This window comes from uncultured Stenotrophomonas sp., assembly GCF_963519925.1.
GTDB lineage: Bacteria > Pseudomonadota > Gammaproteobacteria > Xanthomonadales > Xanthomonadaceae > Stenotrophomonas > Stenotrophomonas maltophilia_AE.
Genome location: NZ_CAUQPH010000128.1, coordinates 1 through 10226 on the forward strand (window position 1 = coordinate 1; position 10226 = coordinate 10226).

14 protein-coding genes and 2 tRNA genes are annotated in these 10226 nt (G+C 65.6%); 6 read left to right on the forward strand and 10 right to left on the reverse strand.

Features of this window, described 5'->3' with window-relative positions; all coding sequences use genetic code 11:
• Positions 1–930, forward strand: a 930-nt coding sequence (locus tag RWO33_RS16580) for a response regulator (protein ID WP_314106256.1), incomplete at its 5' end; no start/stop codon positions are given.
• A 1-nt stretch (position 931) separates the two neighbouring features.
• On the opposite strand, the gene bfr is transcribed toward RWO33_RS16580, so the two are convergent.
• Positions 932–1402, reverse strand: coding sequence for a bacterioferritin (gene bfr / locus RWO33_RS16585; protein WP_145478930.1), 471 nt, complete (start codon positions 1400–1402; stop codon positions 932–934).
• Between the two features lie 142 nt (positions 1403–1544).
• Between bfr and RWO33_RS16590 the strand changes: the two genes are divergently transcribed.
• Positions 1545–2498, forward strand: coding sequence for a hypothetical protein (locus RWO33_RS16590; protein WP_314106257.1), 954 nt, complete (start codon positions 1545–1547; stop codon positions 2496–2498).
• Positions 2499–2502: 4 nt separating this feature from the next.
• On the opposite strand, the gene RWO33_RS16595 is transcribed toward RWO33_RS16590, so the two are convergent.
• From RWO33_RS16595 to RWO33_RS16605, 3 genes are all read right to left on the reverse strand, one after another.
• The gene (locus tag RWO33_RS16595; protein WP_068854279.1) at positions 2503–2712 is read right to left on the reverse strand and encodes a bacterioferritin-associated ferredoxin; all 210 of its coding nucleotides are present in this window, start codon (positions 2710–2712) and stop codon (positions 2503–2505) included.
• A gap of 182 nt (positions 2713–2894) precedes the next feature.
• A tRNA-Gln gene (locus RWO33_RS16600) sits at positions 2895–2969 on the reverse strand.
• Between the two features lie 49 nt (positions 2970–3018).
• Positions 3019–3095 (reverse strand) — tRNA-Met (locus RWO33_RS16605).
• A gap of 119 nt (positions 3096–3214) precedes the next feature.
• On the opposite strand from RWO33_RS16605, the gene RWO33_RS16610 reads away from it, so the two are divergent.
• On the forward strand, positions 3215–3850 hold the full coding sequence (locus tag RWO33_RS16610; RefSeq protein ID WP_145478928.1) for an RNA pyrophosphohydrolase: 636 nt from the start codon (positions 3215–3217) through the stop codon (positions 3848–3850).
• 100 nt (positions 3851–3950) lie between these two features.
• Here the strand turns inward: RWO33_RS16610 and rpsI are convergent, their stop codons facing one another.
• Together rpsI and rplM are read right to left on the reverse strand one after the other, a co-directional pair.
• Positions 3951–4343, reverse strand: a complete 393-nt coding sequence (gene rpsI / locus RWO33_RS16615) for a 30S ribosomal protein S9 (RefSeq protein WP_017354549.1) — start codon at positions 4341–4343, stop codon at positions 3951–3953.
• 2 nt (positions 4344–4345) lie between these two features.
• Positions 4346–4774, reverse strand: a complete 429-nt coding sequence (rplM, locus tag RWO33_RS16620) for a 50S ribosomal protein L13 (RefSeq protein ID WP_145478927.1) — start codon at positions 4772–4774, stop codon at positions 4346–4348.
• Between the two features lie 182 nt (positions 4775–4956).
• Here rplM and coq7 point away from each other — a divergent pair, with 182 nt between their 5' ends.
• Positions 4957–5601 (forward strand): 2-polyprenyl-3-methyl-6-methoxy-1,4-benzoquinone monooxygenase, encoded by a 645-nt coding sequence (gene coq7 / locus RWO33_RS16625; protein ID WP_314106258.1) that lies wholly within the window; start codon positions 4957–4959, stop codon positions 5599–5601.
• Between the two features lie 84 nt (positions 5602–5685).
• On the opposite strand, the gene sugE is transcribed toward coq7, so the two are convergent.
• Positions 5686–6003, reverse strand: a complete 318-nt coding sequence (sugE, locus tag RWO33_RS16630) for a quaternary ammonium compound efflux SMR transporter SugE (protein WP_068854281.1) — start codon at positions 6001–6003, stop codon at positions 5686–5688.
• A 169-nt stretch (positions 6004–6172) separates the two neighbouring features.
• Positions 6173–6967 carry an adenosylmethionine decarboxylase gene (gene speD, locus RWO33_RS16635; RefSeq protein WP_017354544.1) on the reverse strand — a complete coding sequence of 265 codons (795 nt, stop codon included), beginning with the start codon at positions 6965–6967 and terminating at the stop codon, positions 6173–6175.
• Between the two features lie 171 nt (positions 6968–7138).
• On the opposite strand from speD, the gene crp reads away from it, so the two are divergent.
• Positions 7139–7804, forward strand: a complete 666-nt coding sequence (gene crp / locus RWO33_RS16640; protein ID WP_145478925.1) for a cAMP-activated global transcriptional regulator CRP — start codon at positions 7139–7141, stop codon at positions 7802–7804.
• Positions 7805–7881: 77 nt separating this feature from the next.
• On the forward strand, positions 7882–8643 hold the full coding sequence (locus RWO33_RS16645) for a sulfite exporter TauE/SafE family protein (RefSeq protein WP_314106259.1): 762 nt from the start codon (positions 7882–7884) through the stop codon (positions 8641–8643).
• A 173-nt stretch (positions 8644–8816) separates the two neighbouring features.
• Here the strand turns inward: RWO33_RS16645 and RWO33_RS16650 are convergent, their stop codons facing one another.
• Both RWO33_RS16650 and trpC read right to left on the reverse strand, forming a co-directional pair.
• The gene (locus RWO33_RS16650; RefSeq protein WP_145478923.1) at positions 8817–9530 is read right to left on the reverse strand and encodes a haloacid dehalogenase-like hydrolase; all 714 of its coding nucleotides are present in this window, start codon (positions 9528–9530) and stop codon (positions 8817–8819) included.
• A partial coding sequence (trpC, locus tag RWO33_RS16655; protein WP_314106260.1) for an indole-3-glycerol phosphate synthase TrpC occupies positions 9527–10226 on the reverse strand: 700 nt, incomplete at its 5' end. The genes RWO33_RS16650 and trpC, both read right to left, overlap by 4 nt.

The following is a 10226-nucleotide window of genomic DNA, read 5'->3' on the forward strand; positions in this document are numbered from 1 at the left end:
GCCCAGGTCAGCGCGCGCCCGGCGCCCCTGCTGGCCAGCGTCGAGCCCCACGGCAGCCCGGTCGAGGCGCCCCAGCTGGGCCTGCGCCTGCTGCTGGTCGAAGACAACAGCACCAACCTGCTGGTGGCCCAGCGCCTGCTGCAGGTGCTGGGCTGCACGGTCACCACGGCCGCTGACGGCGAACAGGGGCTGCAGCAACTGCAGGCGCACCCGTTCGACCTGGTCCTGATGGACTGCCAGATGCCGGTGCTGGATGGCTACGGCGCCACCCGTCGCTGGCGCGAGCAGGAAGCGGCGCAGGGACGTACCCGCCTGCCGATCGTGGCCATGACCGCCAATGCGATGGCCGGCGACCGCGAGCGCTGCCTGCAGGCGGGCATGGACGATTACCTGTCCAAGCCGGTCAACCGCGAATCGCTGCAGGCCTGCCTGCTGCGCTGGCAGTTCCGGATGGAAGACAACGCGGCCGACGCGCGCAACACGCGCGCGGCAACGCCCACTGCCGATGCCCTTGCCACGCCCCCGCCGCTGCCGCTGCCGACGCCGCTCGAAGGCAGTGACGAGCCCAACCCGCCCGTGCTCGACGCCGAGGTGCTGGATGAACTGCAGGAGGTGATCGGCGCCGAGACCGCGACCATCATCGGCGTGTTCCTGGAGGACACCCCGCCGCTGATCCGCCAGTTGCAGGATGCGTCGGTGGCGGCCGACCTGGAAAAGCTGCGCGCGCTGGCGCACAGCCTCAAATCGGCGAGTGCGAACGTAGGTGCGATGGCATTGTCGGTGGCGGCACGTCGGATTGAACACGACGCCCGCGCCGGCACCCTGGAGCGCCCGGCGGTGGCCGTGGCGCTGCTGATTGCCGAGTACGCGCGTGCGCGACTGGCCCTGGCCGGCTACCAGGCCAGCGTGCGCGCCACGGCCGCGCGCTGACTCAGTCTTCCAGCTTGGTGAGCAGGTAGTTCGGCTCGCCGATGCGTTCGATCAGGTCGAGCTGGGTTTCCAGCCAGTCGATATGCTCTTCCTCGTTGTCGAGGATCTTCACGAACAGCTGGCGGCTGACGTAATCGCCAATCGAATCGGCGTAGGCCACCGCGTCGCGCAGCGTCACGGTGCCCTCGCGCTCCAGCGCCAGGTCGCACTGCAGGATCTCGGTGGGGTTCTCGCCGATGCGCAGCTTGCCCAGCGCCTGGAAGTTCGGCAGCCCTTCAAGGAACAGGATGCGATCGGAGAGCACGTCGGCATGCTTCATCTCCTCGATCGATTCCTTGTACTCGTGGTCGGCCAGTTCCTTCAGACCCCAGTTCTTCAACATCTTGGCGTGCAGGAAGTACTGGTTGATCGCGGTCAGCTCGTTGTAGAGGACCTTGTTGAGGAATTCGATGACCTTGGCGTCGCCTTTCATGACCCTGCTCCTGCAGCGTGAAAACGCCGGCACTGTAGCGCGTTGCGCTGACCGATGAAGGAACGCGAATCAACCTTAGTTGCGCAATCCCGCCAGAAGTCGTTTCATTCAGGCAACGTGAAATCCATCGGATGGAAGGCGCATGAACCAAGGATATGTGTGGCGACCGGGTACAGGGATCGACCCTGCGGCGCTCGCTCGGCTGCGTGACCATTGCCGCATGCCGAAGACTCCCATGGGCGAAGCCTGGTTCATGGGAGATGATCGACGCCACTTCCCTGAGCTGATGGGCGACCTGGATGCACTGCCGGCCCGCGACATCCTGGCGCCGCTCGCAGAAATCGCGTCGGGCGTCGTGTCGTTCGGCCAGCGGCGGGAGTGGCGCGACTGGTTCCACTACCTGCTTGCACAGCGCGTGCCCGATGACCGCGAGTGGGTGGGCGAGACACTGGCAGAGCTTCTGGTCACCGGGTTCATGGCGCACTACCCCGAGGGCACCACGGACTCCGTGTATCCGGGCTTCCAGCAGGATGTCGTTGAGACCCTGGGGCGCGTCCTGATGGAACCGCGCTGTTGGCAGCAGGGCGACATCGTGCTCGGGCAGCTGCTGCATCGCTCGAATCGGAACCCGAACCAAGTGTGGCGGTGGTGGGACGCCAGCGGCGACCTCAGCGCATGCCTGTTGCTGTGCGCGAAGTATCTGCCCCCATCGCAGGTGAGGGGCTGGTTCCGCTCCGTACTGGCCATCGAGTCGCCGCATTGGCGGGCACAGATGATCGTGTGGCTGATCGGCGCCCACGACCTGCTTACCGGCCTGAAGCGCGCTCCGTCTGAACTGCAATTTGATGGCTACCCGGCGATCACGTGGGGCTGGTCACATCTCCTGCGACCCTCGACCACAACCGAAAGCGGCGAGACCATCCCCATCGCCGACTGGCTCCCACAGCAGGTCCGTACGCACCTGCTCGACGAGGTTCGCACGTGCGTTACCGACGAAGTGTTCCTGACCTGGCTGGAATCAATAGGCCGCGTGGATTACCTGCAGCGTGAGCTGGCGGACCTTCCGTCCACCTTCGAACGCCTGTACATGCGGTAGAACCTCAGGCGACCTGGGCCAACCCCAGCACCGGCAGCGGCAGGTCGTGGGTGTTGCGGGCCTTGGCCAGCAGGTCGGCCGCCATGTCCAGGCAGGACCCGCAGGTGGCACCGCAACCGGTGCGCATGGTCAGCTCGGAGACGCTGGCGACACCGCTCTGGGCGGCTTCGCGGATCTGGTGGTCGGTAACCCCGTTGCAGATGCAGACGTACACGTGCGGACTCGGCAGGCAGGCGCGGATCGGCCTGCGGCTATTCCAATCGAAACGAGAATGGTTGTCAATTTCGTAACTGAATCATTCTCGATACGGTTCAGCGGGCCCGTTCAGGTCCTGCGCATCGGCCGGCCCGGGACACAAAAAAAGAGACCGATCTTTCGATCGGTCTCTTTCGTGTTTGGCTGCCCCGGATGGATTCGAACCACCGAATGCCTGAGTCAGAGTCAGGTGCCTTACCGCTTGGCGACGGGGCAATATCTGCGTGCGATTATTGCACTTTTTCCCTACAAAACCAAGCGGACTTGGTGGCTATGGGTGGACTCGAACCACCGACCCCAGCATTATGAGTGCTGTGCTCTAACCGGCTGAGCTACATAGCCTAGGGAGCCGGCAATTCTGGACATGTAAACGGAATCTGTCAACACTTTTTCATCACGCTTGTGAGTGGGCAGCGGGCGTGTCACAGTCCCGGACAGTAGATTTTCTAGGAGTCCGCATCGTGATCGATCCGGACGGCTATCGACCGAACGTCGGCATCGTGCTGATGCGGCAGGACGGGCAGGTGTTCTGGGCACGACGCGTGCGCCGGGATGGCTGGCAGTTCCCGCAGGGCGGCATGAATACCGACGAGACGCCTGTCGAAGCCATGTATCGCGAGTTGCATGAAGAAACCGGCCTGTTGCCCGAGCACGTGGAAGTGCTTGGCGCGACGCCGGGCTGGCTGCGCTATCGCCTGCCGGCCCGGGCTGTCCGCCGCAATGAGAAGCAGGTCTGCATCGGCCAGAAGCAGGTGTGGTTCCTGCTGCGCCTGGCCGGCGACGAATCGCACGTGAAACTGGACCATACCGACAGCCCCGAGTTCGACCAGTGGCGCTGGGTCGACTTCTGGTACCCGGTGGAACATGTGGTGATGTTCAAGCGCGGCGTGTACGCGCGGGCATTGCGCCACCTGGCCCCGTTGGCGCGGGGCGTGGCCGGCAGCGGCGTCGACTCGATGCCCCGGTCGGCGCAGGAAGCGTGGATGCCCGGCAATGCAGCGGGGCACGACCGCCCGCGCAAGCGCGCACCGGCGCCCAAGCGGGGCGGCGGCTATTGGCCCCGCAGCAAGGCCAAGGGCGAACCAGGCGCGGTCTGAGCCGCGCTGCGGATCCCTGAACGACAAAAGCCCGGCCGAAGCCGGGCTTTTGCTTTCCTCCCAGCGGGATCCCGGAGGATCCCACGCCAGGCGCGATGGATCAGCGCTTGGAGAACTGGGTGGCGCGACGTGCCTTGTGCAGGCCGACCTTCTTACGCTCGACTTCACGGGCGTCACGGGTCATGAAGCCAGCCTTGCGCAGCTCGGACTTCAGGGTTTCGTCGTACTCGACCAGCGCGCGGGCGATGCCCAGGCGGATCGCACCGGCCTGGCCGGTGGTGCCGCCGCCAGCGGCGGTGACCATGATGTCGAACGATTCGGTGTTCTTGGTCAGTTCCAGCGGCTGACGCACGATCATGCGTGCGGTTTCACGGCCAAAGAACTCGTCCAGCGGACGGCCATTGACGGTGATGTTGCCGGCGCCCTTGCGCAGGAACACGCGGGCGGTGGAGGACTTGCGGCGACCGGTGCCGTAGTTTTGAGTGATAGCCATGATTAGATATCCAGAACCTGGGGCTGCTGAGCGGCGTGCGGGTGCTCGGAACCCGAGTACACCTTGAGCTTGCGGTACATGGCGCGGCCCAGCGGGCCCTTCGGCAGCATGCCCTTGACGGCGGTTTCGATGACGCGTTCCGGGTGGCGCTCGAGCGCCTGGGCCAGGGTTTCGGTCTTCAGGTTGCCGATGTAGCCAGTGAAGCGGTGGTACAGCTTGTCCTGCAGCTTCTTGCCGGTGACGGCAATCTTTTCTGCATTGATGACAACCAGGTAATCACCGGTATCAACGTGGGGGGTGTAGACCGGCTTGTGCTTGCCGCGCAGACGGCGGGCCAGCTCGGTGGACAGACGGCCCAGCGTCTTGCCGGAAGCGTCAACGAGATACCAGTCGCGCTGGACGGTCTCGGACTTTGCAGTGAAAGTGCTCATGAAAGAACTCAGGTAGGTCGGGCTCATTGCGGCCATGGAACGGCCGGAACTCTGCCACGCGTTGTGAAGAGGCGGGATTGTACCGGCCAACCCCCGCACATGCAAATCGCCCCCGCTGCGGGTTGGCAGGGCGCCCCCGGGGGGCCAGAATCGAGTCCTCCCCCGCTGCAACGCCCAACCGCATGACCGCGCTCCGCCAGATCACCCCGCTCGACCACCTGCTGACCGAGGCCCAGCGTGCGCTGGACACGGTGTTCGGGAACCCGCCGGCAAGCCGCCCCTACCCGGCCGAGGCGACCCCGGACGTGCCCATGCCCACGCCTGCCCGCCGCCATGCGGCCGGGCTGATGCGGATCAACCATGTCGGCGAAGTCTGCGCGCAGGGCCTGTACTTCGGCCAGGCCGCGGTGGCCCGGGAGCCCGGAACCCGTGCCCACCTGCTGGAAGCGGCCCAGGAAGAAACCGATCACCTGGCCTGGTGCGCCCAGCGCCTGCGCGAGCTGGACAGCCGACCCAGCCTGTTCAACCCGATCTGGTACGCCGGCAGCTACACCATCGGCACCCTGGCCGGGCTGCGCGGGGATGGCTGGAACCTGGGCTTCGTGGTGGAAACCGAGCGCCAGGTGGAGGCCCACCTGGACGAACACCTGGACACCCTGCCCCCGGTCGACCAGCGCAGCCGCGAGATCCTCAAGGTGATGAAGATCGACGAGGCGCGCCATGCCGACCATGCCGAGCATGCCGGCGCGCGGAAGCTGCCATTCCCGATCCCGGGCGTGATGGCCTTGGCGTCCAAGGCCATGAAGACCATCGCGTACCGGCTATAACAGGCACGGGTAGCGCCGGCCGTTGGCCGGCCGATGCAATCCGTCAACGTCCAGGAGGGCCGGCCAACGGCCGGCGCTACCGGATCAACCGGAGACCAATTTGAGCCCGATCACACCGGCCACGATCAGGCCGATGCAGGCCAGCCGCGGCGCCGAGGCGCTGTCGCCGAACAGGAAGATCCCCAGCGTGGCCACGCCCAGCGCACCGATGCCGGTCCAGATCGCGTAGGCGGTGCCCACCGGGATCGATTTCATCGCCTGGCTCATCAGATACAGGCTTACCAATGCCGCCCCAACCGTGGCGAGGGTGGGCAGCGGCTTGCTGAAGCCGTCCGAGTATTTCATTCCGATCGCGAAGCCGATTTCGAAGATGCCGGCGAGCAGCAGGTAGATCCAGGGCATGGGAGTGCCTCCTAAACAAAAGCAAAACGGCCCGGCGTCTTCACACCGGACCGTCATCGGTAGCATGCCGTGGAACAATGATTCTGCGCAAAACAGATGTTCCACAGGGCGGGACGTCCCGCCTGGTGCAGCATCGTCCGGGCCGGGGCCCGGACGATTCCGCGTGGTCTTACTCGGAGAGGTTGCGGCCGTGGAACAGCTCTTCGATCTCGCGCTTGAGCAGCGCTTCGATCTTCATGCGTTCCTTGAACGAGATGTTCTTGGCCTTCTCCTCGAACAGGTACTGGTCCAGGTCGAAGTCCTTCAGGTGCATCTTCGTGTGGAAGATGTTTTCCTGGTAGACGTTGACGTCGAACATCTCGTACCGCGACTTGATGTTCTTGGCCAGGAAGTTCTGGATCGAGTTGATCTTGTGATCGATGTAGTGCTTCTTGCCCTTCACGTCCCGGGTGAAGCCACGGACGCGGTAGTCCATGATCACGATGTCCGATTCAAGGCTCTCGATCAGGTAGTTCAACGCCTTCAGCGGCGAAATCACGCCACAGGTAGCCACGTCGATGTCCGCACGGAACGTCGCGATGCCTTCCTGCGGGTGGGTTTCGGGGTAGGTATGGACAGTGATGTGGCTCTTGTCCATGTGCGCTACCACGGCATCGGAGATCAACTCCTTGCCCGCCAGCTTCTTGTCGATCACCGGCTCTTCGGAGATCAGGATCGTCACCGAAGCGCCCTGCGGATCGTAATCCTGGCGCGCGACGTTGAGGATGTTGGCGCCGATGATCTCGGCGACATCGGTCAAGATTTGAGTCAGCCTATCGGCGTTGTACTCTTCATCGATGTATTCAATGTAACGCTGGCGCTCCTCTTCGGTGCGCGCGTAACACACGTCATAGATGTTGAAGCTCAGCGCCTTGGTGAGGTTGTTGAAACCCTGCAACCTCAGGCGAGGCAACGGCTTGACCACGGCGGTCGATCCTGTGTGTGGTGGGAAAGGATCAATTATGGGGCAAACTGATCGAGGGCGAAACTTGCATTGAAACAAGTTGGTGTGTTGGGGTTTGCCCTTCACAACCCTGATCGTTAAGCTCGCGGCACATAGCCGTGAATTGTTCATGAGCAAAGGGAGCGCCTCAACGTGTCATCTGTGCGCCTTGCCACGAGTCCATTGGCCCTGGACATCGCCACCATTGATCGCTTTCTGGCCCACAGCCACCGACGCCGCTACCCGGCCCGCACCGATGTCTTCCGTCCCGGCGACCCCGCCGGCACCCTGTACTACGTGATCAGCGGCTCGGTCTCCATAATTGCCGAGGAAGAGGACGACCGCGAACTGGTCCTGGGCTACTTCGGCTCAGGCGAGTTCGTGGGCGAGATGGGCCTGTTCGTGGAAACCGAACGCCGGGAGGTGATCCTGCGCACCCGTACCCCCTGCGAGCTGGCCGAGATCAGCTACGAGCGCCTGCACCAGCTGTTCCTGGGGCCGCTCTCCACCGACGCCCCGCGGCTGCTGTACGCGCTGGGCCAGCAGGTGTCCAAGCGCCTGCTCGACACCAGCCGCAAGGCCAGCCGGCTGGCCTTCCTGGACGTCACCGACCGGATCGTACGGACCCTGCACGACCTGGCCCGCGAACCGGAAGCCATGAGCCACCCGCAGGGCACCCAGCTGCGCGTGTCCCGCCAGGAGCTGGCGCGGCTGGTCGGCTGCTCGCGTGAAATGGCCGGGCGGGTGTTGAAGAAGCTGCAGAGCGACGGGCTGCTGCACGCCCGCGGCAAGACGGTGGTCCTGTACGGCACCCGCTGATTCCGGTTGCCGGCCAACGGCCGGCGCTACCGACGGGCATGACAGCGTCTTTCACGCGTTGCCGTTAGGGTGATGGCATGACTCCTGGCAGCGAATTCTACTGGTTCATCCTGATCGGTCTTGGCGCGCAGCTGGTCGACGGCGCGCTGGGCATGGCCTTCGGGCTGGTGTCCTCGTCGGTGATGCTCAGCATGGGCCTGCCACCGGCTGCGGTCAGCGCAAGCGTGCACACCGCCGAGGTGTTCACGACAGGCGCATCCGGCGTTTCGCACCTGGTGGCCGGCAATGTGGACAAGCGGCTGTTCCTGCGCCTGGCCCTGCCCGGCGCGGTGGGCGGTGTGGTCGGCGCCTATGTACTGACCCAGCTGCCAGGCGAGGCCATCCGTCCCTTCATCTACGGGTACCTACTGATCCTGGCCATCTTCATCCTGCTGCGCGCGGCCGCGCGGCTGGTGCCGCGCCAGGAAGTGAAGCGGGTCCCGGTGCTGGGCTTCTTCGCCGGGCTGCTGGACGCCAGTGGCGGCGGCGGCTGGGGCCCGGTGGCCACCTCTACCCTGCTCGCCCGTGGCGGCCAGGCGCGCACCACCATCGGCACGGTCAATGCCTCCGAGTTCGTGGTGACGCTGGCGGTGTCGATCACCTTCCTGCTGTCGATGGGCCTGCAGTACCTGAACATCGTGGCCGGCCTGCTGATCGGCGGCATGATGGCCGCGCCGCTGGCGGCGGTGCTGGTGAAGCGGGTCAAGGAGCGATGGGTGCTGGTGGCCGTGGGCGTGCTGGTGCTGTCGATCAGCCTGTACCAGATCGGCGGCGCGGTGCGCGGTTGGCTGGCGGGGTAAAAGCGCGGCGCGGTGCGCCGCCGCCCTACCAACGGTAGGGCGCTACCGGCGCGTGGCCGGGGCGCCCGCTGCGCATACCGGCATGCGCGCCAACGGTAGGTATCGACCGTTGGTCGATACGCCTCCACGGTCCGGTAGCGCCGGCCGTTGGCCGGCCCATGCAGACCCTGACCTCAGCGGTCGCCGCCGCGATCCACGCAACCCCAGTTGAGGATCCGCGTGCCGGGCTTCAGCACTTGCCGGAAATACGCGACCTTGGACACCTTCGGGTTCACCACCACCGGCTCCTTCGCTGCCAGCAGCAACGGCAGGTCCGCAGTGCTGTCCGAATAGGCCACATCGATGTCGCCATAGCCGCGCTCGCGCAGCATGCGCATCTTCTCTTCGTTGTGGCAATGGCGCGTGGCGCCAACCGCACCGAAGCGCGGCCCCACTTCGCTGCCGATCACCGGCACGCCCTGGTGGGCGACGAAAGCCAGGATCGCCCGCGCCAGCTCCGGCGGCGCGCCGGTCGCCACCACCACCCGGTCGCCCTGCGCCCGGTGCGCGGCGAACACCGCCAGCGCCTCCGGCAGCAGCTTGGCGCGCAGCTGCGCCTCGTGCTTGATCACGTAGGCGTCGATCACGCGGTTGAACTCGCGCGCACGGTGCAGCCCGAACGTGGCGATCCAGACATAGACCGAAATGCCGGTACGCCGGGTCGGCAACATCGCCACCAGCGGCCCCGCCACCGGCGTCACCAGCAGCGCAGCGAGCAGCCGCAACGGGTTGCGCTTGATCAGCGACGCGAACAGGTGGCTGCCGGAATCGCCGTCGTACAGGGTGTGGTCGAAGTCGAACACCACCAGCGGCGCGTCGTCGTGCGGAGTCGGGTAGGTCGCAGTCATGCGTTGAAGAATAGCTGACGCAGGCCCTCGCCGGGCTCTTCCACCCGCATGAAGGCCTCGCCGACGAGGAAGGCGTTGATCCCGTTGCCCCGCATCAGCGCCACGTCATCGGGCCCGAGGATGCCGCTCTCGGTCACCAGCAGGCGGTCGCGCGGCACCGCCTGGCGCATGTCCAGGGTGGTCTGCAGCGACACCTCGAAGGTACGCAGGTTGCGGTTGTTGATCCCGATCAGCGGTACCGGCACCTGGATGGCGCGCTCCAGCTCGTCGATGTCGTGCACTTCCACCAGCACATCCATGCCCAGCTGCATCGCCAGGTCGGACAGCTCGGCCAGCTGGCGGTCTTCCAGCGCGGCCACGATCAACAGGATGCAGTCGGCGCCCAGCACGCGCGCTTCGTAGACCTGGTAGGCGTCGATCACGAAGTCCTTGCGCAGCACCGGCAGGGTGCAGGCCCCGCGTGCCTGCTGCAGGTAGGCGTCGTCGCCCTGGAAGAAGTCCACGTCGGTCAGCACCGACAGGCAGCTGGCACCGCCGAACTCATAGCTCACCGCGATGTCGGCCGGGTGGAAGTCCGGTCGGATCACACCCTTGGAGGGGCTGGCCTTCTTCACCTCGGCGATCACCGCCGGGTCGCCGGCCGCGATCGCCGCGCGCAGCGCGTCGGCGAAGCCGCGCACCGGCGGGGCCTCGGCC

Excerpts from the sequence above, each read along its gene's own strand:
- RWO33_RS16590 (WP_314106257.1), top strand. The coding sequence starts at position 1,545 with ATGAACCAAGGATATGTGTGGCGACCGGGTACAGGGATCGACCCTGCG.
- rpsI (WP_017354549.1), bottom strand. The coding sequence starts at position 4,343 with ATGGCTATCACTCAAAACTACGGCACCGGTCGCCGCAAGTCCTCCACC.
- RWO33_RS16645 (WP_314106259.1), top strand. The coding sequence starts at position 7,882 with ATGACTCCTGGCAGCGAATTCTACTGGTTCATCCTGATCGGTCTTGGC.
- RWO33_RS16650 (WP_145478923.1), bottom strand. The coding sequence starts at position 9,530 with ATGACTGCGACCTACCCGACTCCGCACGACGACGCGCCGCTGGTGGTG.
- sugE (WP_068854281.1), bottom strand. The coding sequence starts at position 6,003 with ATGCCCTGGATCTACCTGCTGCTCGCCGGCATCTTCGAAATCGGCTTC.
- coq7 (WP_314106258.1), top strand. The coding sequence starts at position 4,957 with ATGACCGCGCTCCGCCAGATCACCCCGCTCGACCACCTGCTGACCGAG.
- rplM (WP_145478927.1), bottom strand. The coding sequence starts at position 4,774 with ATGAGCACTTTCACTGCAAAGTCCGAGACCGTCCAGCGCGACTGGTAT.
- bfr (WP_145478930.1), bottom strand. The coding sequence starts at position 1,402 with ATGAAAGGCGACGCCAAGGTCATCGAATTCCTCAACAAGGTCCTCTAC.